Source organism: Paraburkholderia sp. RL17-347-BIC-D (genome assembly GCF_046027915.1).
Classification (GTDB): Bacteria; Pseudomonadota; Gammaproteobacteria; order Burkholderiales; family Burkholderiaceae; genus Paraburkholderia.
In genome coordinates this window covers 1-22,845 of sequence record NZ_JARESS010000072.1, presented here as the reverse complement: position 1 = coordinate 22,845, position 22,845 = coordinate 1, and the positions used below count along the sequence as shown (strand labels likewise).

Sequence of the window (22,845 nt, the reverse complement as noted above, 5' to 3'; positions counted from 1 at the left end):
TTCACTGGGGAATCACATGTTTGCATCCAGCCCGTTTCCTGATCTGATGAATCACGCAAGCATCTGGCTGCGCGCGTACGCGCTCGGGCTGGTGGTGATGGCCGCGGGCGCGGCGCTGGAACGGCGCTGGCCTGCCGTGATGCTGCAATCGCGCGCCGGGCAGCGTTTCAACGTGGCCTACGCGGGCGTGTATCTGGCGATGGTGGAAGCGATGAGGCCGTTGACTGCGGCGGCGAGCATTGCGATCGTGAATGCGCTCGGCGGCGGCATGGTGGTCCTGAACTCGCACGGGTTCGGCGCGTTGGCCTCGTTCGTGATCGTGCTGTTGACCATCGACGTGCTCGAATACGCGTTTCACCGCCTGCAGCACACGTGGCCCATGCTGTGGAAGCTGCATTCGCTGCACCATAGCGCGGTCGAGTTCAATGTCACGGTCACGTGGCGGCACCACTGGGTCGAATCGCTCATCAAGGGCTGTCTGCTCTATCCGCTCGTCGGCGTGCTGTTCAAGGTCGAACCGTGGATTGTCGGTTTGACTTCGATCGTATTCATGTTCGGCAATTATTTCGCGCATCTGAACCTGCGCGTGGACCTCGGTCGCTACATCACGTGGGTTAACAATCCGCAATATCACCGCCTGCATCATTCGAACCGCACTGAGCATTTCGACCATAACTTCACGCAACTGCTGCCGCTGTGGGATCACCTGTTCGACACGCAGTGGGTGCCGGCCAGAGAGGAGTGGCCGGCTACCGGTCTCGACGACGGCGCGCAACCGCGTTCGCTGCTGGAAGCATTCTGCTGGCCGCTGCGCCTGCACGCCGAGCGCGGCACGGGGCTCGGCGGCAAGCCGGTGCCGCTGCTGGACAAGGAGACGAAATGAAAGCCGCTCGCGAGAAGTCCACCTTTAGCGCAGTGGCGCGCGCGGGCAAGCGCGGACCTGCACGCAAGCAGCGCGGCGCCGCCACGATCGAGTTCGCGCTGGTCGCGCCGCTGCTGTTTCTGCTGCTGTGCATCGCCATGGATCTCGGCGTCGCGCTGTGGGTCAATCTGACCATGCAATACGCGGTGAGGGAAGGCGCGCGTTATTCGGTAACGGGGCAGACCAACCTCGACCCGAACGCGACCAACCAGCAGCGTTACCTGGCCGTCGTGCAGGAGATCAAGGACAGTTCGATGGGTCTCTATTCGCTCGTCTCGCCGAGTTACGTGATCACCATCAACGGCGCGAGCCAGACCTACAACACGCAGACGAGTTACAGCACCGGCATGTTCGGTAATCCCGGCGATATCGTGGTGTTGCAGATCAACTGCATCTGGCCGCTTCTCACGCCGCTGGTCAAGCCGTTCTTCGCCAACGGCAATTTCAGCTTCAGCGTCGCGGCGACGATGCGCAACGAGGGCTTCTGACATGCGTACACGTTCCTTGCGAAGCCGCCGCGCGTCCAAAGGCATCGTCAGCGTGGAAATGGCGTTGTTGCTGCCGATGCTGGTGGCGCTCGCGCTGCCGGTGTATGACATTGCGCGCAACGTCCAGGCACAGATGATTCTGATCAACGTGAGCCGCGAAGGCGCGAGCCTGTCTTCGCGCGCGTCGCTCACGTTTCCGATGCAGACCATCATGTCCTCGCTCACGTCGACCACACCGCCGCTAAACATGAACGCCAACGGCATGATCTACATCACCGAGATCATGGGCAACAACAATTGCGACAGCAGCGGCAACAATTGCACGGGCGTGGTGGTCGCGCAGTATCGCTGGAATGGCGGCAACTACTATCCGGCGAGCCAGTTGTGGAATTGCGGCAACGCCGGCACACGCTGGGCGACGGACGGCACCGGCAGTTGCAGCGGCATTCCAGCCGCGGGGAAGACGTCGCCGGTGGTAAACCTGCTGCAAGGCAAGCTCTCCGACGGCCAGATCGCTTACGTGGTCGAGGCGTTCTATCTGCAGACGCCACTGATCGGTTCGCTGGATCTCGGCGGCGGCTTCACGACACCTGCGCTCTCGCCGAATCTCTACGCAATGACGGTGTTCTGACCCGGCGAACAGCCGAGCCAAATAAAAAAAACGCAGGACCGGGGGTAGTAATGAAAACAACAGCGGCGTTCAGAAGACGGCAGAGGGGATCGGTCAGCATCATCGTGGCGGTGTCGCTGATCGCGTTGCTAGGCATCCTCGGTCTCGCGGTGGATTCCGGTTTCGGCTACATGATCAAGGCACGTCTGGATGCCGCCACCGACGGCGCGGTGATCGCGGCCGGCGAGGCGGTCACGCGCGGCAGCAACCAGACGGAGCAGACCAATAACGCACAGCAGGCGGCGACGGCCTTTTTCGCGGCGAACTATCCCGCGGGTTTTCTCGGCTCCAGCGTGACGGCGGGCACACCCTCGATCGTGTTCAACACTGGCGGCACGGTGACGATCGGCATGACCGCGCAGGCGAGCGTGCCGGTCAGCTTCACGAAGGTACTTGGATTCAAGGTGCTAAACGTGAGTTCGTCCTCGCAGGCGATTCGCAAGACGTTGGATATGGCGTTCGTGATCGATACCACGGGCTCGCTGAACACTTCCGGCGTCCCGGCCGCGGTGCGCTCGAATGCGGTGGCCTTCCTCAATAATTTCGATGTGACCAACGACCGTGTGGCGCTGATGCACTTCGCTTACGGCACCGTGGTTGACGTGCCGTTCAAAGGCAATACGCGCGGTTTCGATCGCGCGACGATGACCGCCGACATCAAAAAATACTCGTTCAATGGCAGCACCAATTCGGCCGAAGCGATCTGGAACGCGCGCAACCAGTTGAATACGGTGATCACGCAGCCGTCCAGCTTGCGGGTGATCGTGTTCTTCTCGGACGGCGCGCCGAACAGTTTCTCCTCGTTCTTCACGACCAATCAGAGCGGTTGCAACAACACCGCCGGCACGATCGCGAGCCCGGACAGCGCGGGCACGATGTCCGGGCTGTACAACATGAATTCGCTCAGCCAGCAGCTCGGTTCGCCGTGCTACCAGAGCAACGTGACCAAGCTCGTGACGGCCATGCCGAACTGGTACAACGCACACGACAAGAACGAACAGGTCTTCCCGATCTGGCCCGTGACCGCGCCGCGTGCCGTGCCGAACGGCGACATCACGTATGTGAACGTCAACCGCGCGTCGCGCAATCTGCTCGAAGCGATGGCCGCGGCGGCGCGCGCCGAAGGCACCTACGTGTTCACGCTCGGTTACGGACCCGAACTGGTGCAGCCCGCCGGTCCGGACAACGAAATCGGCCAAGACGTGCTCAAGTGCATGGCGAACACCGCCGATTCGCCCTCGCGTTGCTACAACTCAAAACAGCCCGTCGGCGTGTACTGCTACGCCGCGACGCCAGCCGATCTGAAGCCGTGCTTTTCGCAACTGGCTTCGCAAATCCTTCGTATTTCCAAGTGAGCGTGCCATGACCCCGACGACACCTTTGCAAGACCTGCCACTCGCCGTCAGCGCGCAAGGCGCTTCGGCATCGAGCACCATGTCCGCCGATTCGGGCAGCGCGGTCGGCCTGCGCCACGCGCTGGTGGAGGTGGTTGCGCGGGCGGGCGCCGCGCTCATGCTGAGTCTGTTTGCCTACGCTGCGATCACGCAATGGCGCGCGGCGCCGTCGCGGATCACGCTGTTATTGCTGGTGGTCGCCGCTTGCTTCACGGTGGGCTTGTCGCTCTTCACGCGGGTGCCGATGAAACGCGACTGGCGGCCGTTCGCCTTCATTTGCTCGATGGGCGGTACGTACTACTTTCTCGCCGTGCGTCTCGCGCCCGGCGCGCAGCTCGTGCCGGAGACCATCGGCGCAGCCCTGCAACTTTTGGGGATTTGCTGGCAGCTGTTCGCCAAGGCCTCGCTGCGCCGCTCGTTCGGCATCTTGCCGGCCAATCGCGGCGTCGTATCGCGTGGCGCCTATCGCTTCGTTCGGCATCCGATGTACCTCGGTTACTTCATCACCGACATCGGTTTTCTGCTGGTGAACTTCGGTCTGCAAAACCTGCTGGTGTACGGTTGTCAGTTCGCGTTGCAGGTCGGGCGCATCGTGCGCGAGGAGCAGCTTCTCTCGGCGGACGAAGGCTATCGTACCTACAAGGGCCGCGTGCGTTACCGCGTGATTCCGGGCCTGTTCTAGGCGTGTTCTAAGCAAGCCGTGCGCTGCGCACCGCCTTGCCGCCGACCAGGCAGACGACCAACGTCGCCATGACGAGCACGCACAACGCAAGGCGCAGGCCGAGCAGGCCCGCGCCGAGGCCGATCAACGGCGGCCCGACCAGGAAGCCCGCATAACCGAAGGTGGCGGCCATCGACACGCCGGTCGCCGGCGTGAGCGTCGAGCGGCCCGCCGCGCTGAAAATCACCGGAACGATATTCGCGAGGCCGACACCGACCATCGCGAAGCCCACGCAAGCGGTGAAGACTGTCGGCCAGCTCAGCACGAGCGCAAGCCCGGCCACCGCGATCAGACCGCCCAGCGCAACGACCTTGCTCGAGCCGAAACGGCGCACGGACACATCGCCGACGATGCGGCACGCCGCCATCGAGAAGGCGAACGCGGAGTAGCCGATCGCGGCGACGCTGGCTTCGCGGTTCAATGCCGAGCGCAGATACACGGCGCTCCAGTCGGCGACCGCGCCTTCCACCAGCATGCAAAGGAACGCGAGCATCGCGAGCTTCATCACGGCTGACGAAGGCCACGCCAGGCCGCTCGACGCGGCAGCGGCTCTCGGACCGAGATCACGCAACGCGAGCACCGCGGCAGCGACGACCAGGACAGCGATGAACAGGTCCGGTATCAACAGGCCGCCGATCACGCCGGCACCGCCTTTTTGCAGCATTGCGCCCGTGGCGGCGCCGAGCAGGCCGCCCGCGCTCCAGGCCGCATGAAACGACGACATGATCGGCGCGTGCCACTGCGTTTCGATCGTGCTGGCGTGACCGTTCATGGAGACGTCGAGCGCGCCGTTCGCCGCGCCGAGCAGAAACAGCACGACGCACAGCGCCGCCATGCCCGGTGCCAGGGCGGGTAGCGGCAGCGCGATGACGAATGCCGCGCCGAGCAGCGCGGTGGCGCGGCCACTGCCGAAGCGCGGCGCCAGTTGTCCCGCCAGCGGCATCGCGACAATGGCGCCGAGCGCGAAGGCGAACAGCGCGATCCCGAGCGAGGCGTCGCCCAGCGCCAGGCTTTCCTTGATGCGCGGGACTTCGACGGCCCACGCGCCGATGCCGAAGCCGTTGGCGAGAAACACGCCCAAGGTCGCGATGCGCTCCTTGACGGGTTTGATAGGGGCAGCAGCGGACGATGTCATGAGCGGGCCACCATCACGTTGTCGCAGACGGCTTCGAGGCTGGCGAGGCGCGCGGCGCTCACGTCGGCTTCGACGAACAGGTAGTCGACGGCGGAAGCGGGCGCCACCGAGAACGGCGCCGCCGTCATCAGCTTTTCCGAAGTCATGGCGATGGCGATCTGGCCGCTTGCCTTGAGCATCGCCCGTTTGAGTTCGGCATCTTCGGCGTCGAAGGCGGCGACACCTTCGTCCGCATCGAGCGCGCAGGCGCCGAGGAAACAGAGATCGGCGCGGATCTGCTGGATCTGCAGCAAGGCAGTTGCGCCGAGCGAGCCCGCCGCGCCGCGCGCGATCCGTCCGCCGACGAGAATTACCTCGAATCCCGGCCGGTTCAGCAGACGAGCGGCGGCCTCGGGTGAATTCGTCACGACGGTCAGGTCCGCGTTGTCGGGCAGCGCGTCGGCAATCGCGACGTTCGTCGAACCCGCATCCAGCAGGATGATCTGCTTCGAGCGGACGATCGACACCGCGGCGGCGGCGAGGCATGCCTTGCGATCCACAGCTTCGCCCATGCGCACCGACGCGGGTTTGTCGGCCGGCGAGATCAGCAGGGCGCCGCCGTAGACGCGCTTGCAATGGCCCTGATCGGCGAGATCACGCAGATGGCGTCGCACCGTGTGCTCCGAAGTCTGGAGTTCCGCCGCGAGTGCCGACGCCAGCACGCGCCCGTGCGCCCGCAGCCGCTCCAGAATCAGCTGTTCGCGCTGCTCGGGCAGCAGCCCGTCGATGGCTTCCTGTCGCGTTCGTTGCATGTCTTCACCTTGCTCGGTCTATGAAACGATCATAATCGAGCAAAATGTAGCGTAAACGTTCAAAGTCTGCAACGTGTTTGTGCAAGCCAAGGTCCGTTTCCGCGGAAACACGGGCCGGCTCACTGTTCCGCAGCCTCCGTCTGGACGACACCGGCGCGGCGCGAACCACGGCCGAAAATCGCGCGATCGGCGAGCCACACCGCGAACAGCGTGGCGCCCATCAACGGGAACACGATGCCGAGCAGCACGAGGCCGGTTTTCCAACCGCGCATCGGCGGCGCGGCACGTTCGCGCGACGGAGCACCGAGCGTGCGTTGCGGCCGCCGCTTCCACCACATCACACAGCCGGTGACGGCCATCGCCGCGAGCCCTAACGAAATCGCGGCGCAGAGAATCTGGTTGGCGACGCCGAAATAACGGCCCATATGCAGCGACGTGCCGTACGACACGGCCTTCGACACCGCGCCGTAATCGGCATAGCGGATGTCCTTCAGGATCGCGCCGCTGTATTGGTCGATGTACAGCGTGCGTTCGTCTTTCGGGTCGTCCGGGAAGTACGAGACGGTGAAGACGCCGGTCGAGGAAGCAGGCAGCACGATGTTGTAGCCGTCCGTCACGCCGAGCGAGGCGGCCAGTGCGACGACGCGGCCGAGCGGCAGCGGGTGTATCGCGGTTGCCTCATCGGAGCCGGAGTTGGTGTTGGCGTCGGAGTTTGGCACGCGTGTGTTGCCGACGGCCCAGGGCGTGAGCGGCAGAGGCAGGTCGTCCATGACCATGCCGGGCATCGAGTCCGTGTTAGCGGCATGGGTGCCGTGGCCGTTGTGTTCGGCGTGCTCATCTTGCGCCGTATCCGCTGCGCGCGTGTCCGCCGCGGAGGGCTGCGTGCCACTCTTTCCAGGCATGGCAGATTGCAACGGCAAACCGCCCCACGAACCCGGCGGAGCGCCGAGATTCGCGGCGGTCGCGAGCGCCTTGAACTGCTTGCCCCATGAACCCGTCCACGGCAGTCCCGTCAATACGAACGCGAGCGCACCGAGCGCGAGCCAGATGCCCATCACGGCGTGGACGTTCTTCCACAGCGCGCGGCCCTTCAGCGTGAAGCGCGGCAACAGCGCCGCACGTGCGGTGGTTTTCTCGCGCGGCCACCACAGCGCGACGCCGGTGCCGATCATCACGAGGGTCCAGCACGCGGCGAGTTCCATCAGCAATTCGCCGGGTTTGCCGAGCAGCAGCTTGCGATGAAGCATCCGGTCCACCTGCATGAAGCGCCGCTCGACGCTCAGCGTGCCCAGCACCGCGCCGGTGTAGGGGTTCACATAGACGCTCTGCTTATCGCCGTCCGCGAGACGGAAGATGAATTCGGCGCTGCGCTCCGGCGCGCTCGCGACGACCGCGGTCACTGCGACAGCATCCGGCGGCATGGCCGCACGCGCTCTCGCCAGCAGCGCGTCTTCGGGCAGCCTCGGTACGGCTTGCGGTGCGACGATCAGGCGCTGCGGATAAAGCAGCGGCTCGATTTGCGGCTGGAAGCAATACAGCGTGCCGGTGATCGCCAGCACGACCAGAAACGGCATCACGAAGAGGCCCGCATAAAAATGCCAGCGCCAAAGCGTCCGGTAGCCCGGATGAACTGCGGACGTCGAGGGCGTGATGCGTCGAGCGTCGGTGGGAGCGGTGGTGGACATGAAATCCTCCTGAAGCAAAAAAATGAATCGATCGGTTCGAGCAGCGTGGCTGCGCACTCGACTGCGGCACGTTCAGCGCTCTCACATGCGCAGCTTCGCTTCCACGTAGAACGTGCGGCCGGGATATGGGTGGTAGACGAAGTAGCGGGCATCGAACAGGTTGTCGACGCCGATGCCGACTTCACTTAGCCTGGTCGGCTTGTAGGTGAATTTCGCGTCGGCCACCGTGTACGAACTCGTGCCGCCGAACACGTCCGGATTCGTGTCGGTGTTGGTGAGCGTGTTGTACTGACGGCCCGAATAGCGCGCGGCAAGCGTGAGGGCCGCGCGTTCGTCGAAGTGATACGTCGCGGCGAGATCCGCGCGCCACAGCGGAATCCGGTAGAAGTATTTGCCGACCGTGGCCGGGTTCTGCGCGTTGGCGATGATCTTCGACTGCGTGTAGGCCACGCTCGCCAGCAGGTCCAGGCCGCGCACCAGCACGTTCTCTCCCGAGTAGCTCGTTTCCACGCCGCGCGAGCGGACCTTGCCGATGTTCTGGAAGTTCGTCACGTTGGGAATCACCGTCGTATCGGTCTGGCTGAAGATCGTGTTCTTCACGTCGTCCTGAAACAGCGAGAGGCGGAACACGCCGTTCCAGTGCGCCCATTCGGCGGTCAGTTCCTTCGAGAGATCGTCTTCGGGCTTCAGGTTCGGATTGTTGTTGACGATCGTGGAGCCGTTGATCTGCCCTTGAAACAACTCGCTGACCGTCGGAAAGCGATAGGCGCGGCCGATGGACGCGCGCACGATCAGATCGTCGGTGACATCGAACGACAAGGAGGCTTTCGGCGAGAAGTGCTGCTGGCTCGCGTCGCTGTACGGCAGGGTCGTGCCGCCCAGCGACTGCGAGCCGCCATACGCCTGCCAGTCTTCGTAGCGCACGCCGTAGACGAGCTTCCAGCGCGGCAGAAAGCGCCATGCGTCCTGCGCGTAGAGCGCCTGGGTCTGCGTCTTGCCGGCAAACGCATTGGCGAACGACGTCGCCGCGCCGTCGCGCCAGCTCAGCGTGTTGTAACTCTCGTTGTCGAGGAAGTAGTTGTCGTAGTGATAGCCGAAGCTGAGCGCATGATTCGTGAGCCCCGCCTGTTGTGTCGCGGGCGTATAGGTGCTGCGCAGATCGAGCGTTTTCCAGCCGGCGCCGTCGCCGAAGATCACCGTGCCTGGACCGTTGCCCGGCGCGCCGGAATTCGCGGTGCGCGCCACGCTATTGCCGACGTCGTAGTACGAAGCGATCGCTTCGCCGTTCCAGCCGGTGGCATTGCGCGTTTTCAGCGACAGGCCATAGAGCCAGTTCTCGCTATGGCCCAGGCTCGGCGCGAATGCGGCGGCGGGAATGGTGTATTCGTAACCGTCGATCGCCACCTTGCCGCTGTAGACCGGATTGCCGTTCGCATCGCGCAGAAAGCTCGAGGTCTGGCTGTTGTAAGTCTGATGCCAGTAGCCGAGCGTGAAGCCGGCCTGCAATGTCGGCGTGAAGTCGTACTGCATCTTCAGCTTGAACTGGTCCTGCACCGTGTGTTCGATGCCTTCGCCGTTCACGCCGAGTACCGCCGTCGGGGTGTTGGTCTGGTTGTTGTAGAAGTAGGCGCCGGTGACCGGCGTATCGCCGGGTTTGGCGGGTGTGCTGGACTTGGCGAGCGTGGCGAATTGCAGCGGCTGGCTGGTGTTTTCCAGGTGATTCACGCCGAGCAGAAACGAAAATTTGCCGATGCGGTCGCCGAGCGTCGCGCTGGCTTCGCTGCCGTTGAAATTCTGATTCACGCCGAACAGGTTGAAGTGCTGGGTGAAGCCCTTGACGTCGGCGGTCGCTTCGAACTGTTTCGGCATGCGTGTGCTGATGAGCACGGTCGCGCCGAGCGAATTGCCCGGATAGAGCGCGGAAAACGGCCCATAGATCACATCCACTTGCTGGATCTCGTCGGGAAACACCATCGACCAGCGCGGCGGAAACGAGTAGCTGTTGCCGAGCAGATTGCTGAGCAGCAGACCATCCGCGTAGACGAGACCTCGCGCGCTTTGCGTATTGCTGGTGCCGCGCACGGCGATGATCGAATTCAGATCGCCGATAAAGCGCTTGCGCACGGCGAGGTTCGGCATGTACTTCAGGACGTCTTCGGTGTTGACGACGTTCCAGTTGTCGAACTGCTCGCGGGTGACGGTCTCGACTGAAGCCGGCAGGTTGGGATCGACGGCGCGGGGTGCGGCGCTCGCATTCGCACTGACGCTGATGGCGGGCAGTGCGGGCTCGGCGCTCGCGCTCTGCGCATGAGCGTGCGAGGCGACGAAAGCCGGCACGAACGCCGGAACGATGGCTGGCAGATAGCCGGACAAAAACGGCCGGGATAGCGATTGACGCGAGAAGCCGTGCGCGCCACGGCGGGCGCAAAAGGGCAACCTTCGCAGGGCGAAGTTGAGCATGAACGTTTCCTTGATGCATGAACAGGCGATCGCGCGCCCCCTCGACGGGTGCGACGAATGCGCGATCAGGACCGATAGCGATCAGGAAACGACGGGCGGAGCTCTAGGACGGCCGGACGGAAAGGCGCCGAGCGGCGTGAAGCGGGTGGAGAGCGTGGGCGGCGCGGTGCCGGCAAGCGCGAGAGCGGCGGGCGGCTCGGCCGCGGCGACCGTCGGCATGGCGACGTGGTGCTGGAGCAGATGACAGTAGCCGCACGCGCCGAACGCGTCGTCATGGCTCAGATGGACCGGCGCGGGGGCGGCTTGGGTCGTCACGCTCGCCGTGCTTACCACGCCTGCCACGCTGAAATCGCGCGGCTGCAGCGCCGAACAGAGCGCGGCGAAGGGCTCGTGCGCGCTGTTCGACACCAGCATCTGACTCACGACCGGCGCGAACACGACGAGCCACATGGCGAACAGGCCAAGCCATGCGGTCATGCGGTTGCGAGAGCGTGGAATCATGATGGTGGGCGTAAAGACGCGGGCGATTCTAACATTGCCGCGCCGTCTTTTCTCGCGTAATGCCGGTTATAGCGTGAGATTAGAAGGCCGAAATCCGCTCATTTCGCCGCGTTACAGGGGCGCCGATTCACGTAAGCTGCGTGGTACATGTTCCGCTTTCCGGCCGCACCGAGGCTTCGGCACGCCAGATCCGGCTGCTGAAGCGCCGGTTAGGCGCGGCACATGCGATCGACCCGGCCGGATCATCGCCGACCCCAGTTACCACGACTCATGAACCACACGCAGCTCGCATCCTCGATCGACGATATCAACCAGCAGGCCGTCTCGTTGTTCTCGGCCGGACAATTCACCGAGGCTTTGTCGATGGTGACGCCGCTCGTCGACGGCGATGCGATGCCGGACGACGCCCTCGCCGACGCGTTGAATATCGCCGGGGCCTGCTCGTTTGCTTTGCAGCGGCCCGCTGATGCGGAAAGCCATTGGCGCCGCTGCCTGCAAATCAAACCCGCCTATGCCGAGGTGTACGGCAGTCTCGGCATGCTGCTCAAGTCGCTCGGCCGTCTGTCGGCGGCCAAGGCAATCTACCGGCAACTGGTCGTGCTGCGGCCTGGCCACGCCGACGCCCGCAATCATCTCGGCGCCGTGCTCTACGGGCTCGGCTACAGGGAGGAGGCGGAGGCGTCGTATCGCGAGGCGCTGGCGATTCGCCCCGACTACGCCGAAGCCCACTATAACCGCGGCATCGTGCTGCGCGAACTGCGCCGCCTGCCAGAAGCGGAAGCGGCGTTCCGCCAGGCGCTGCCGGGACTGCCGGCTCATGCGGAGGCCCATAACAATCTGGGCAACGTGCTGATGGAACTCGGCCGTCTCGCCGAAGCGGACGCCGCCTACCGCGAGGCGCTGACCATCCGGCCGCAGTATCCGGAGGCGCTCAACAATCTCGGTGGCGTGCTGAAGGCCACGTCCCGTCTCACCGAAGCCGAACTGGCTTTTCGCCTTGCCCTCGCCATTCGTCCGGATTACGCGGAAGCTCTCCTGAATCTCGGCACCGTGCTCGCCGATCTCGAACGTTTACCCGAAGCCGAAGCGGCTTATCGCGAAGCCATCGCGCGACGCCCTGACTACGCCGAAGCGCACTACAACCTCGGCGTGGCGTTGTGCAAACTCGAGCATTTGTTCGAGGCCGAATCGGCTTACCGTGGAGCGATTCGCCTGCGGCCCGATCTCGTGCATGCGCACAACAACCTGGGGTGCGTGCTCCGCCGGCTCGACCGTCTACCGGCGGCCGTCGACGCTTTCGAGCAGGCATTGAGCGTGTGTCCCGAGATGGCGGAGGCGCATTACAACCTGGGCGCGGCGCGGGCGCAACTCATGCAACTGCCCGAGGCAGAAACCGCGTATCGCCAGGCGCTCGCTTTACGTGCCGATTACGGCGACGCGAAATTCGGCCTGGCTGTGCTGCTGCTCGGCATGGGACGCTTCGAAGAGGGCTGGCGTCTGTACGAGTGCCGCTACGAGCAGCCCGGTTTCGTCCATCACAAGACCACGTCGATGTTGGGTTGCCCGCAGTGGCAAGGCGGCACGCTCGCCGACAAGTCCCTGCTGGTGTGGCAGGAAGACGGCCTCGGCGACATGATCCAGTTCAGCCGCTATTTCGCCTTGCTGAAAGCGCAGGGCGCCTCGCATATCGCTTTTGCGTGCGCACCGTCGCTGCACCGGCTGATGGCATGCGTCGACGGTGTCGACGCCGTGTTCGATCACGACACCGCGCGCGCCCAGTCGTCTGACTACGACTGCTGGACGAGCCTGCTGAGCGCGCCGCTGCATCTGCGCACTAGCATGGACACGATTCCGCGCGCCGTGCGTCTAGCGACCGAGCCGGAGTTGGTCGAGCGGTGGCGTCCGGTGTTGGACGCGCTGCCGCCGGGTCGCAAGATTGGCCTCGTGTGGAAGGGCAACGCGAATCATCATAACGACGCGAACCGGTCGATACCTTCGCTCGCCATGTTGGCGCCGCTCTGGAGCGTGCCCGGACTGAGCTTCGTGAGTCTGCAAAAAGGGCGCGGCGAGGACGAGGCGCGCCATCCGCCAGCCGATCAACCGCTGCTCGACCTCGGCTCGCGCGTGACGGATTTCGCGGACAGCGCCGCGATCATCGCGCAACTCGATCTGGTGATTTGCGTGGACACGTCCATCGCGCATCTGACCGCATCGCTCGGTAAGCCGTGCTGGGTGATGCTGCCGGAAATAGATATCGATTGGCGCTGGCTGCACGATCGCAGCGATTCGCCGTGGTATCCGCACACGCTGCGCCTGTTCCGCCGTGCGCCGAGTGAGGATTGGTCGATGCCGGTGGAGCGGGTGCGGCAGGCGTGCGTCGAACGGTTTGGCGCGGCGGGGCACACGCTTAGTTGACTCGCGTGGTGCGCTTGCGGGGCGATTGCGTCGACGTGCCCTTAACCCTTAAGCCTCAGTCACCTGCAGGTGATACAGGCCCCAAGGTGACAGCTCGAAGCGGTCCTTAAGCGGCTTGCTCGACAACTCGGGGATGTTGTCCGCGTCGTAGGTGGCCCACAGCGGACCGACGCCACCGAGCGGCAGCGGCTTGCCGTCCATTTGCGTCGCCACGATGAATTTATAGGCGCGCACTTTGTCGAGCGTCGTCGCGACCGCGTAGCCGTCCACCGCATGCATGACGATTTGCGTGCTGCCCGCGCTGGGTGCGCCGACGTGTTCGAGCACCTGGGTGAGCAGCGGGCCGCTTAAGGTGTGCTGACGGGAATCGTATTCGGTGGTGGGCTTGATCGTCACGGCCGGCATGCCGGCGAGCGTAGCGAAATCGACGCCATACGCTTCGGAGAACTTCACCTGATGCTTGGCGAGCAGCTGGTCGAATGCGGGATCGAGCGCGCCGCGATTGTGCCGCTTGATCGCGCCGGTGATCGTCAGAACGACGGGCGATGCCACACAGGTTTCTTTCTGGACGCGCTGGCTCCCGAATGCAGGCGCAGCCGCCGCGCTCAGTAGCGCGGCGCTGGTCAGGAAGTGGCGTTTATTCATTGCGTGGTCTCTGGGCGATGTGATGGGCGACGGCCTCGGCCAGATCGTCGCGGCCCCTATTGTCGGGCAATTGCCGCCGACTGTGTCACGGCCACGCTTTATATATCGCGTTGATTTCATATGTTCATGTCGCAAGCGGGAGCGCCGCTGTTACGACGTTGAAACTCGCACGGTTCTTCGCAGGTTGATGAGGAATTTGGAGGCCCAACGCGGATTTGCGGCGTCGATAAACAGATTGGATGGCAATGTGCGCACTTTTAGGTGCTTCCCATCGCGCTATCGGATCCTACAATGATCACTTTCACATGGCGAACATTGGCGAGGTGGAAATGGCGGACAAGGCAATGCTGGTGATGACCACGCAACGCACCGGTTTCTTGCGGCGGGCGGGAAGCGCAATCGCTGCGCGCAAACACAATGCATATCGCGCGAAGGTCGGGTGCGTTGCAATGAGTTCGCGCCATGTATCGGCGCAGGAAGCGCGGCCATGAGCGATCTTTCTCGCATTGCATTCGTCGGCTTCGGTGAGGCCGGCGGAATACTCGGTTCGGCGCTGGCCGCGAAAGGTGTGCAGGTATCGATGTTCGACCTGCGGCGCGACGCGCTGCGTGAGAAGGCGCAGGCCGCGCGCGTTCGTGTCGGCGATACGCTGGCGAGTGCCATCGAGCATGCGCAGATCATCGTCTCTGCAGTGACCGCGCAAGCCGACCTCGAAGTTGCGCAAGCGGTCGCAAGCTGCATCGCGCCGGATCAAGTCTACCTCGACATCAACTCGGTTTCGCCGCACACTAAGCAGCACGCGCAGGCTTGCATCGAAGACGCCGGTGCGCGGTACGTGGAGTCCGCCGTCATGGCGCCGGTGCCGCCTTATGGTCTCGCGGTGCCGATGCTGCTGGGCGGCGCCGAGGCCGCGCGCGTCGCGGCTCTGCTCACGCCGCTGGGCCTCAACGTGCGTGCCGTGTCGGAGAAGATCGGCGTGGCGTCGGCCGCGAAGATGTGCCGCAGCGTCATGATCAAAGGCATCGAAGCGTTGACAGTGGAGTGTCTGCGCGCCGCACGGCACTACGACGCCGAGTCGATCGTACTGGCCTCGCTGGCCGAAACGTTCACGAAGATGCGCGATGACGCGGACGTGCCTGGCTACCTGATCAGCCGCGTCGCGGAGCATGGGCGGCGGCGCGCGGCGGAAATGCGCGAAGTCTCGCAGACGCTGGAAGAGGCCGGCATCGTGCCGTTCATGAGCGACGCGTGTGCGCGTTTGCAGGACAACATCGTGGATGCGATGCAGGAAGGCGGTATCGACTACGGCTCGTTAGCCACGCCATTCGACTGGCGTGCCTTCTTCGACGGACTACCGGAATAGCGTTTCTCCGGCCACACGCCTCCACCGCGACTAGTTCGCGGCGATGCTGATCGTACGCGTCACATCGACCACCGAGAGGCGAATCGCGTCGATCAACGCGCGCGCGGCAGGCGAGGGCGTGCCCGTTGCGCGCACCGTCAGGCCGATCTCACGGCGGGTGTTGTGCAACTGCACGTCGAGCACCACCAGCTGCCCGGACTGCACCTCGTGATGCAACTGCTGCGCCGATAGCGCGGCCGCCATGTCGGTGCCGAACAGCAGGCCGCGAATTACCGCGAGGTCCGCGGTTTCGACCGTGGGCATGGGCGGCTTCACTTTCATGCGCCTGAATTGCGCTTCGAACAGCGCGCGCGCCGGCGCATGGCTGCGCGGCACGATCCACTGCGCGTCGCGCAGATCCATGATGGTCAGGTTGCGCGCCTGCGCGAGCGGATGATCGCGGCGCACCAGCACCACCATGTCTTCCGACATCAAGCGCTCGTTCTTCAGGCCGCTGCTGGCGTCGTTGTCGCGCAGCGCGCCGAGAATGAAATCGATGTCGCCGGCACGCAGACCCGCGACGAGCGCCTCGTAATTGCTTTCGTCGGTGACGACCCGTACGCCCGGATTTTGCGAGGTCATGCGTGCGATCGCTTTGGGCAGGAGCAGCGTGCGGCCGAGCGGTAGCGCGCCGACCGTCACCGAGCCCTGAATCTTGCCGTGCAATGCGGCGATGTCGTCGGGTACGTGCCGTAGTTCGTTCAATGCGCGACGTACGTGCAGCAGGAACGTTTCGCCTTCGGTGGTGAGCAGAATGCCGCGCGGGCTTCGATGAAAAAGACTCAGGCCCGAACCGCTTTCCAGCACACGAATCGCGGTGCTCACGGCGGGCTGACTGATGCCGAAGGTCTTCGCGGCACTCGGCATGTGCCGATGCCGCGCGAGCGCCACGAACAGTTGCAATCGCCGCGTGTTGAGCAGATACGCCGGCAGTGCGCCTTCCGCCGCGGGCCGGCGACGCGCCTGCCGCGCGCCGCACCATTGCGCGAGCTCTTCCAGTTCCGCGAAAATCCGTTCGCAGCGCTGCAGCACGGCACGTCCCACAGCGGTCGGCAGCATGCCGGAAGGGCCGCGATCGAACAGCGGCTCGCCGAGTGCGGACTCCAGTTCCTGCACGGAACGCGTGACGGCCGACTGCGCGCGAAACAGCGCGGCGGCGGCGCGCGTCGCGCTGCCCATGTCGGCGACGAGTCGAAACGCGCGCAACTGCGCGAGGTTGAGCAATTCCTTGCCGCCTGCGGACGACGCCGTCCTGGCCGAGGCCGGGTTGCTGACGGAGGGCGTGACGGCGCTCGTCATGCCGCGCCCGCGATCAGACGCAGCGTGGGCAGCGACAGGTTCAGGCTTTCCTTCGAGATGTGCGTGTGTTCCTTCATCAACGCTTCCACACGCGCGCCTTCGCCCTTGTTCAGCGCATCCGCAATCGCATGATGCTGGCGATGCGCGTACATGAGCATCAAGAACTGGCGCTCCCTGGCGGATTCGTCGAAGGCGACCGTGGCGGGCGAGACGAACGGGATCTTGTCGTTCAGGCTCAACGCCGCGCTCACGGCCGTATTTTGCGCAGCCTCGATGATGAGCGCATGAAAGCGCCCGTTCATGGCGGCGTAGCGCACGTCGTCGCCGTGGTTCAGATGGCCCTTGCTGAAGATCTCGTCGCCTTCGCGCAGGCACTCGTCGAGCGATGCAGCCAGCGCCGGGCCCACGCCGCTCTCCGCGACTGAACGCGCGGCTAGTCCTTCGAGCACGCCGCGCACGTCGATGCCGTTGAGCACGTCTCTGACGCTGAAGCGGCGCACGACATAACCGCGCCCGCCGGAACGGTCCAGCAGACCCTCCGAGGACAACACGCTCAGCGCATAGCGCAGCGGCGTGCGCGAAACGCCGAGCCATTGCGCGAGCTGTGCTTCCACGAGCCGCTGGCCGGGCGACAGTTCGCCCGCCAGAATCTTCTCGCGTAAGGTCTGGACAATCGCCTGTTGGGTGGTCTCGTTCATGGATATCGACTCGTTGGACGCCGTCAGTATAGCCATGCGCGCAGCGGTACACCACGCTTCTCGAGAGGCTTGCGTCTTCGTTTCAGGGTCATCTGTTTTGTTTATCGAGAACGGTTGAGCGAGAGTGTTCGCTAAAGCCCGATGTGCCTGCTCGGGATCCCGACAAAGCCATACGCCGCGTGGGTTGCAGCAGTCCCACGAACGCCTGAAAGCATTAGCCCAAGCTGGTTTTAACAATATTTTCCGGCTCGCATGAGGTTTACCCGCACTTTCTGTGAGCTTGCGCGATTCTTATCTTCGTATCCCAACAAGGTTGCGAAGGCCACCTCGCCGGAAGCGGCGGCATATCCGATCGCCAAGCGGCTCTCGCGCAGCAGCAAGCAACGGAAGACGACGATATGGCAAGGATCATGGGTGGCATCGGGAGGTCCCGTGTGTGCATGAACCACAGCGTCTTGCCGCGATGAAACATGTCGGCTTGCCCGAGTCCGAAGCCGAGTAAGCGCACGTGACCTGCGCCGTCTCTGCAGCGGTTTTCAATTCGATACGAGAAAGAGCGGCAGCGTCGCGCGAGACCTCGCGCGCTGCTGCCCGTATGACATCACCGATGTGAGACGCGTTACAAGGAGAGAGACATGGGCGGCAATTTCAGCGTGAGCGGAACGGAACTCGCGGGCGGTTCGGCTGCATCGCAACCAGCATGGCCGAACCGCGCGGTGATGATTCGCGCCGGCGTGACCGGCGGATTGATCGGTGCGGTGGTCATCTGGATTTATGAGGCGCTCGTGTGGGTGGGCGCGCAACACATGATGCCGCTCGAGGGGATTCCCCGTAACGCGACCGGCCTCGTGTTCGGTAAAGAGGTGCAGGCGTCGCTCGGGATCTGGGCATATGTGGTGGGCACGGCGATCCACTTCGTGTTCGCGAGCGCCTGGGGCGTGCTGTTTGCGGCGATCTGGCCGTACTTCTCCCGACGCGGATATGAAGCGACGCTGGTGGCGTTGTTCTACGCGGTGCTGGCGTGGATCGCCATGCATGTGGCGATCATGATCGCCTCCGACAACCACCCGAACTATTACGACCCCGCTGTGATCATCGGCGGATTCATGTCGCACATCTTCTTCACCGTGCCGTTGGCCCTGACGGTGAAACGGCGGCTGCAAAACGAGGGGCAATAGTGCTGCCGCGTGAATGACCGTCGCCCAGGTACTAGCAAAAAGTATTTCAACAAGAGATGTAGCAATTGGAGATCTGGAGCATGAAAAAAAGTATCAGACGTGTCGACGCCGTGCTGTGCGGCGCAGCGATCGCAGCCGCCATGCCGGCTTTTGCTCAAAGCAGCGTGACCTTGTACGGTATTGTCGATAACGGCCTGTCGTATACCAACAATCAGTCGACCCTCGGCTCGACCAGTGGCGGCAAATCGGCCGTCAAGATGACGCCTGGCGTATGGGCCGGCAGCCGCTTCGGCCTGAAGGGCGGCGAGGACCTGGGCGGCGGCACGAAGGCGATCTTCCAGCTCGAATCCGGTTTCAATTCGGCGACGGGCGGCCAGCAATACACCAATGCGATGTTCGGCCGCCAGGCGTGGGTCGGCTTGACCAACCCGGTGTACGGTACCTTCACGGCGGGTCGCCAATACGCGTCGTACTACCAGTTGCTCTCTCCTTACAGCCCGACCACCTGGATCACCGGATACTACGGCGCGCACCCGGGCGATATCGACGGCCTCGACACGATTTACCGTGCGAACAACACGCTGGAGTACACGTCGCCGAAGTTCTATGGTCTGACGGCGAGCGGCTCGTATTCGCTGGGCGGCGTCGCGGGCAGCACGAACCGTGGCTCGACGTGGTCGACGGCAGTGCAGTATGCAATGGGCCCGGTGGGCCTCGCGGTCGGCTTCTCGCGGATCAACAATTCGACGTCGGGCGGCGGTGCGTGGGGCGCGGATTCGACCACCACCAACGGTGGCTCGCAGATCGGCGTGTCCGCGTTGACGAACGGCTATCAGACCGCGCAGGCACAGCAGCGTTTTGCGGTTGGCGGTGGTTACACGTTCAATAGCGCGTGGGATGTCACGGCCACGTATTCGAACGTCCAGTACATTCCGGGCACGGGTTCCAAGTTCCACGACACGGAGATCTGGAACACCGGCGGTCTGGTCCTGCACTGGAAGCCGGCGGTTGCCTGGGATTTCGGCGCGGGCTACAGCTACACGCGTGCGACGCGCGCGAACGGCATCGACGACAACGCGCAGTATCACCAGTTCAACCTGTCCCAGTACTACTCGTTGTCCAAGCGCACGGGCTTGTATGCACTTGAGGCGTATCAGAAGGCGAAGGGCAAGACGCTGGGCACCAATGGCGCGGGGCAGATCATCGACGCCACGGCGACGCTCGGCGATGGATACAACTCCACGCCGTCTTCGTCTGGCAGTCAGGTGGCGGTGGGGGTGGGCATTATTCATCGGTTCTGATTTGAAGCCTCGGTGATGACGCGGGCCGGGTTGCGACTATCGCCCCCGGTTTTTTTATTGGCGCGTGTGCTCTCGCTGCGCGCCGTTCCTATTACATGCGAGGTAATTGGCGAGCCTCACGCTCACGCCTAATCTTCGGTTGTCGCGCAATTCACTCCGAACCGCGTTCACTATCGAGGACACAACATGTCGACGTTTCAGGTCTACACCATCGACTCCGCGCCGGAACAATCCAAACCGGTCTTGCGGCAGCTCCGGCAAACTTTCGGCTTCATCCCCAACATCGCGGGGACCATGGCCGAATCGCCCGTGCTGATCAGCGCCTTCATTCAACTGTTCCAGAAGGTCCACTCGGGCACGTTCACGGAAGCGCAGATCCAGACGCTGCTGTTGACGAATGCCGTCACCAATGCATGTACCTGGGCGGTCGCGTTTCACACCGCATTGGCGCTGAACGAAGGACTCACGCCCGCCGATGTGGACGCGATTCGCGCAGGCCGCACGCCTGCGGACCGTAAACACGCCGCGCTCTCCACGTTGACGAAGACCGCGATCCAGAAGCGCGGACATCTCGACGAGCGTGAGGTGGGCGCATTTCTCGAAGCCGGTTTCCGTCGCGATCAGGTACTCGAAGTGCTCGCGGTGGCGGCGGCTTCGACGATCACGAACTACGTGGGCAGCATCACGCAGCCGCCGCTGGAAGAACAGTTCCAGGTTCACGCCTGGACGGCTTGAGTTTCGTGAGGGATGGGCTCGGTCAGCACAAGCGAGTATGCTGACCGGCGAGGTTCGGTTGAACGGCGCTCGCCGTTCACCGAACCTTTTATCTGTAGCGACTTGCGGACAAGAGCACAATGAATCCTGCGAACCCAGTCAAGAAAGCCCCACCGAACGATCTCGGCGTCTTGCTGCGTCATTGGCGAGACGTACGCGGCATCAGTCAATTGGACCTCTCGTTCAATGCCGGCGTCTCGCAGCGTCATATCAGCTTTATCGAAAGCGGGCGCAGCGTGCCGAGCCGTCAGATGCTGATGGATATCGCGCAGGCACTCGATATCCCGCTGCGCGAACGCAACACGCTGCTGCTGGCCGCGGGCTACGCACCGATGTATGCCGACGCCGCGTGGAATGCGCAAGAGATGCAAAGTGTCACGAATGCACTAGGACGCATGCTGCGTCAGCATGAGCCGTTTCCGGCGCTCGTGATGGACCGCTACTGGAATGTGCTGATGACCAACGACGCCGCGCCGCGCTTCTTCAATTGCTTCATCGACATGGCGGCGCGCAAGAGGCCGCGCAACATGCTGCATCTGGTGTTCGATCCGGATGGCATGCGCCCGTTCGTGGCCGACTGGCAGACCGTGGCGGACAGTCTTATCCAGCGCGTCTACCGCGAGTCGGTGGGGCGCGTAATCGATGACAGAACGCGCGAGTTGCTCGATGCGTTGCGTGCCTACCCGAATGTGCAAACGGGCTTCGAGCCGGGCCATCCGTCGGTTGCGGATGCATCGGCGGCGGCCATGCCGGTGATCCCCATCGGCTTCGTCAAGAACGGCTACGTCATGAAGTATTTCTCGATGGTCGCGAGCGTGGGCACGCCGCAAACGATCGCGGCGCAGGAACTGCGCCTGGAATGCATGTTTCCCGCGGACGACGAAACGGAAGCGCGTCATCTGGAGATGCTCGACGCGGCGCCGCAACCGCACCGCTAGATCAATCGGCGGCTGGCCGCCGTCGCTCCTGAACCACGGCGACGCATTCCAGCGTCGCACGGAAGCATCAGAACTTGTGCCGCACGCCGATGCTGACAATCGCCTGCGACTGTGTCGCCGACGAGTGGCCATTGCCCTTGTCGCTGACCGATGCAGTCGCCGCGACCGGATTGCCGAGCGCATTCAGCGTGCCGCCCGACGCGTGCTGATAGCCGCCCATCAGATACACAGTCGAACGTTTGGACAACGCATACTGCGCGCCGAGTGTCACGTTGTGATATTGCGCGCGTTCATCCACGCCATCCACTTCGCCGCCGCGCGTGTAGCTGTAGCCCGCGAACAGTTGCACGGCCGGACGGATGGTCCATTGTCCGAACACGCCCGCGATGTTGAACGTAGCGTGTCCCTTGAACAGCGAGTCGGCGCCCGAGCGGTATTGCACGTTGCTGTAATTCACGCCGACGATCGCGGGGCCGAAGTCGTACGTCGCGCCCGTCGCGATGATCTGTTGCGATTGCGCGCTCGCGTAGCCTTCGTTAATCGATGAGTTGAACAGGCCGTCGTCCGTGCCACTCCATTTGCCGAGCGTCGCATCGTTCGCGCCGCTCTTGCTGTTGTCGGAGCGTTCGTAGCCGACGCCCACATGCAGCGGACCGTTGCCGTAAGCGGCGCCCACGCTCCACGTGTTCTGCTGCTTCAGGCTGCCGGGCTGGCCACCGAAACCGTACAGCGCACCGAACGTGAAGCCCGCATAGTTCGCGCTCGTGTACTTGATCGAGTTGTTCACGCGCGCGGTCTGATCCAGATCGTCGATGTCGCCCGGATGCGCGCCGTAGCCGCCGACCATCGCCACCGGCGCAACGGGCGAGACGAAGTCGTTCAGCGAGGTGTACTGCCGACCCAGCGTGATCGTGCCGTACTCCTTGCTGCCGATGCCCACGTACGCCTGACGGCCGAACAAACCACCGTTCTGGCCGGTCTTGCCGTTCGTGATGTCGAAGCCGTCCTCGAGTTGAAACAGCGCGTTCCAGCCGCTGCCCAGGTCCTCCTGACCCTTGATGCCCCAGCGGCTGCCGGAGAGGTTGCCGCTCGTCACGGCGACGTTCGAGTGGCCGCTATAGCTGCCGGTGGTGCCGGTACGCTCGTTGCTGCGGTACGAAAGGCCCGCATCGACGATGCCGTACAGCACGACCGAACTCTGCGCGGACGCAATGCCGGCAAACGACATCAACAGGGGTACGGCGATCCATTGCTTTTTCATCGTAGTCATAGCCTGGTTGGAACCTCTATCTCAGGTCGCCTGGTTGGCGATCTCTCTTTTTTCGTGCATACGGAAGCCCGCTCCTGAACAACAGAGCGGACTGCGTGAAGCGGGGAAGGGTGTTCACCGCGCGTGCCTTGCGTGCGGCGTGGCCCTCAGCGGGGGCA

The 22,845-nt window shown here is 63.7% G+C and carries 20 protein-coding genes; 11 read left to right on the top strand and 9 right to left on the bottom strand.

Going from position 1 to position 22,845, the window contains the following annotated elements; translation table 11 throughout:
- Positions 1–16 precede the first annotated feature (16 nt).
- The 5 genes from P0D96_RS43270 to P0D96_RS43250 are packed head-to-tail and all read left to right on the top strand — an operon-like array spanning position 17 to position 4,156.
- Entirely contained in the window at positions 17–883 is an 867-nt protein-coding gene (locus P0D96_RS43270; RefSeq protein ID WP_408320088.1) for a sterol desaturase family protein, read from the top strand.
- Positions 880–1,410: a TadE/TadG family type IV pilus assembly protein gene (locus P0D96_RS43265; RefSeq protein ID WP_408320086.1), complete on the top strand. Its 531-nt coding sequence runs from the start codon at positions 880–882 to the stop codon at positions 1,408–1,410. The genes P0D96_RS43270 and P0D96_RS43265 overlap by 4 nt, the downstream gene beginning before the upstream one ends.
- A gap of 1 nt (position 1,411) precedes the next feature.
- Positions 1,412–2,041, top strand: coding sequence for a TadE/TadG family type IV pilus assembly protein (locus P0D96_RS43260; protein ID WP_132377616.1), 630 nt, complete (start codon positions 1,412–1,414; stop codon positions 2,039–2,041).
- A 50-nt stretch (positions 2,042–2,091) separates the two neighbouring features.
- Complete coding sequence (locus tag P0D96_RS43255) at positions 2,092–3,435, top strand: vWA domain-containing protein (protein WP_132377615.1); 1,344 nt, start codon at positions 2,092–2,094, stop codon at positions 3,433–3,435.
- A 7-nt stretch (positions 3,436–3,442) separates the two neighbouring features.
- Positions 3,443–4,156: a methyltransferase family protein gene (locus tag P0D96_RS43250; protein WP_408320083.1), complete on the top strand. Its 714-nt coding sequence runs from the start codon at positions 3,443–3,445 to the stop codon at positions 4,154–4,156.
- Positions 4,157–4,163: 7 nt separating this feature from the next.
- On the opposite strand, the gene P0D96_RS43245 is transcribed toward P0D96_RS43250, so the two are convergent.
- The 5 genes from P0D96_RS43245 to P0D96_RS43225 form a co-directional block, all read right to left on the bottom strand.
- Positions 4,164–5,330, bottom strand: a complete 1,167-nt coding sequence (locus tag P0D96_RS43245; RefSeq protein WP_408182794.1) for an MFS transporter — start codon at positions 5,328–5,330, stop codon at positions 4,164–4,166.
- Positions 5,327–6,121, bottom strand: a complete 795-nt coding sequence (locus P0D96_RS43240; protein ID WP_132377612.1) for a DeoR/GlpR family DNA-binding transcription regulator — start codon at positions 6,119–6,121, stop codon at positions 5,327–5,329. Before P0D96_RS43240 ends, P0D96_RS43245 begins: the two co-directional genes overlap by 4 nt.
- Positions 6,122–6,240: 119 nt before the next feature.
- Complete coding sequence (locus P0D96_RS43235; protein ID WP_408320081.1) at positions 6,241–7,806, bottom strand: PepSY-associated TM helix domain-containing protein; 1,566 nt, start codon at positions 7,804–7,806, stop codon at positions 6,241–6,243.
- Between the two features lie 81 nt (positions 7,807–7,887).
- The gene (locus P0D96_RS43230) at positions 7,888–10,266 is read right to left on the bottom strand and encodes a TonB-dependent receptor (RefSeq protein WP_408320079.1); all 2,379 of its coding nucleotides are present in this window, start codon (positions 10,264–10,266) and stop codon (positions 7,888–7,890) included.
- A gap of 81 nt (positions 10,267–10,347) precedes the next feature.
- Complete coding sequence (locus P0D96_RS43225; RefSeq protein WP_408182790.1) at positions 10,348–10,767, bottom strand: DUF2946 domain-containing protein; 420 nt, start codon at positions 10,765–10,767, stop codon at positions 10,348–10,350.
- Between the two features lie 270 nt (positions 10,768–11,037).
- Between P0D96_RS43225 and P0D96_RS43220 the strand changes: the two genes are divergently transcribed.
- Positions 11,038–13,182: a tetratricopeptide repeat protein gene (locus P0D96_RS43220; protein ID WP_408320077.1), complete on the top strand. Its 2,145-nt coding sequence runs from the start codon at positions 11,038–11,040 to the stop codon at positions 13,180–13,182.
- Positions 13,183–13,230: 48 nt separating this feature from the next.
- Here the strand turns inward: P0D96_RS43220 and P0D96_RS43215 are convergent, their stop codons facing one another.
- Positions 13,231–13,827: a putative pterin-binding protein gene (locus P0D96_RS43215; RefSeq protein WP_408320075.1), complete on the bottom strand. Its 597-nt coding sequence runs from the start codon at positions 13,825–13,827 to the stop codon at positions 13,231–13,233.
- 487 nt (positions 13,828–14,314) lie between these two features.
- Between P0D96_RS43215 and P0D96_RS43210 the strand changes: the two genes are divergently transcribed.
- Complete coding sequence (locus P0D96_RS43210) at positions 14,315–15,190, top strand: NAD(P)-dependent oxidoreductase (RefSeq protein ID WP_408293819.1); 876 nt, start codon at positions 14,315–14,317, stop codon at positions 15,188–15,190.
- 30 nt (positions 15,191–15,220) lie between these two features.
- Here P0D96_RS43210 and P0D96_RS43205 read toward each other — a convergent pair whose 3' ends face one another.
- Together P0D96_RS43205 and P0D96_RS43200 are read right to left on the bottom strand one after the other, a co-directional pair.
- Positions 15,221–16,528, bottom strand: a complete 1,308-nt coding sequence (locus tag P0D96_RS43205) for a LysR substrate-binding domain-containing protein (protein WP_408293816.1) — start codon at positions 16,526–16,528, stop codon at positions 15,221–15,223.
- Positions 16,525–17,226 carry a GntR family transcriptional regulator gene (locus tag P0D96_RS43200; protein ID WP_408320073.1) on the bottom strand — a complete coding sequence of 234 codons (702 nt, stop codon included), beginning with the start codon at positions 17,224–17,226 and terminating at the stop codon, positions 16,525–16,527. The genes P0D96_RS43205 and P0D96_RS43200 overlap by 4 nt, the downstream gene beginning before the upstream one ends.
- Positions 17,227–17,861: 635 nt before the next feature.
- Between P0D96_RS43200 and P0D96_RS43195 the strand changes: the two genes are divergently transcribed.
- From P0D96_RS43195 to P0D96_RS43180, 4 genes are all read left to right on the top strand, one after another.
- Positions 17,862–18,404: a hypothetical protein gene (locus tag P0D96_RS43195; RefSeq protein ID WP_408320071.1), complete on the top strand. Its 543-nt coding sequence runs from the start codon at positions 17,862–17,864 to the stop codon at positions 18,402–18,404.
- 80 nt (positions 18,405–18,484) lie between these two features.
- Entirely contained in the window at positions 18,485–19,705 is a 1,221-nt protein-coding gene (locus P0D96_RS43190; RefSeq protein WP_408320069.1) for a porin, read from the top strand.
- A gap of 186 nt (positions 19,706–19,891) precedes the next feature.
- Complete coding sequence (locus P0D96_RS43185) at positions 19,892–20,440, top strand: carboxymuconolactone decarboxylase family protein (RefSeq protein WP_408182781.1); 549 nt, start codon at positions 19,892–19,894, stop codon at positions 20,438–20,440.
- A 119-nt stretch (positions 20,441–20,559) separates the two neighbouring features.
- Positions 20,560–21,417 carry a helix-turn-helix domain-containing protein gene (locus tag P0D96_RS43180; protein ID WP_408320067.1) on the top strand — a complete coding sequence of 286 codons (858 nt, stop codon included), beginning with the start codon at positions 20,560–20,562 and terminating at the stop codon, positions 21,415–21,417.
- A 67-nt stretch (positions 21,418–21,484) separates the two neighbouring features.
- On the opposite strand, the gene P0D96_RS43175 is transcribed toward P0D96_RS43180, so the two are convergent.
- Positions 21,485–22,678: a porin gene (locus P0D96_RS43175; protein WP_408320065.1), complete on the bottom strand. Its 1,194-nt coding sequence runs from the start codon at positions 22,676–22,678 to the stop codon at positions 21,485–21,487.
- Positions 22,679–22,845: the final 167 nt, after the last annotated feature.

Coding starts and splice junctions, on each gene's coding strand:
- P0D96_RS43270 (WP_408320088.1), top strand. CDS start 17: ATGTTTGCATCCAGCCCGTTTCCTGATCTGATGAATCACGCAAGCATC.
- P0D96_RS43265 (WP_408320086.1), top strand. CDS start 880: ATGAAAGCCGCTCGCGAGAAGTCCACCTTTAGCGCAGTGGCGCGCGCG.
- P0D96_RS43260 (WP_132377616.1), top strand. CDS start 1,412: ATGCGTACACGTTCCTTGCGAAGCCGCCGCGCGTCCAAAGGCATCGTC.
- P0D96_RS43255 (WP_132377615.1), top strand. CDS start 2,092: ATGAAAACAACAGCGGCGTTCAGAAGACGGCAGAGGGGATCGGTCAGC.
- P0D96_RS43250 (WP_408320083.1), top strand. CDS start 3,443: ATGACCCCGACGACACCTTTGCAAGACCTGCCACTCGCCGTCAGCGCG.
- P0D96_RS43245 (WP_408182794.1), bottom strand. CDS start 5,330: ATGACATCGTCCGCTGCTGCCCCTATCAAACCCGTCAAGGAGCGCATC.
- P0D96_RS43240 (WP_132377612.1), bottom strand. CDS start 6,121: ATGCAACGAACGCGACAGGAAGCCATCGACGGGCTGCTGCCCGAGCAG.
- P0D96_RS43235 (WP_408320081.1), bottom strand. CDS start 7,806: ATGTCCACCACCGCTCCCACCGACGCTCGACGCATCACGCCCTCGACG.
- P0D96_RS43230 (WP_408320079.1), bottom strand. CDS start 10,266: ATGCTCAACTTCGCCCTGCGAAGGTTGCCCTTTTGCGCCCGCCGTGGC.
- P0D96_RS43225 (WP_408182790.1), bottom strand. CDS start 10,767: ATGATTCCACGCTCTCGCAACCGCATGACCGCATGGCTTGGCCTGTTC.
- P0D96_RS43220 (WP_408320077.1), top strand. CDS start 11,038: ATGAACCACACGCAGCTCGCATCCTCGATCGACGATATCAACCAGCAG.
- P0D96_RS43215 (WP_408320075.1), bottom strand. CDS start 13,827: ATGAATAAACGCCACTTCCTGACCAGCGCCGCGCTACTGAGCGCGGCG.
- P0D96_RS43210 (WP_408293819.1), top strand. CDS start 14,315: ATGAGCGATCTTTCTCGCATTGCATTCGTCGGCTTCGGTGAGGCCGGC.
- P0D96_RS43205 (WP_408293816.1), bottom strand. CDS start 16,528: ATGACGAGCGCCGTCACGCCCTCCGTCAGCAACCCGGCCTCGGCCAGG.
- P0D96_RS43200 (WP_408320073.1), bottom strand. CDS start 17,226: ATGAACGAGACCACCCAACAGGCGATTGTCCAGACCTTACGCGAGAAG.
- P0D96_RS43195 (WP_408320071.1), top strand. CDS start 17,862: ATGGGCGGCAATTTCAGCGTGAGCGGAACGGAACTCGCGGGCGGTTCG.
- P0D96_RS43190 (WP_408320069.1), top strand. CDS start 18,485: ATGAAAAAAAGTATCAGACGTGTCGACGCCGTGCTGTGCGGCGCAGCG.
- P0D96_RS43185 (WP_408182781.1), top strand. CDS start 19,892: ATGTCGACGTTTCAGGTCTACACCATCGACTCCGCGCCGGAACAATCC.
- P0D96_RS43180 (WP_408320067.1), top strand. CDS start 20,560: ATGAATCCTGCGAACCCAGTCAAGAAAGCCCCACCGAACGATCTCGGC.
- P0D96_RS43175 (WP_408320065.1), bottom strand. CDS start 22,678: ATGAAAAAGCAATGGATCGCCGTACCCCTGTTGATGTCGTTTGCCGGC.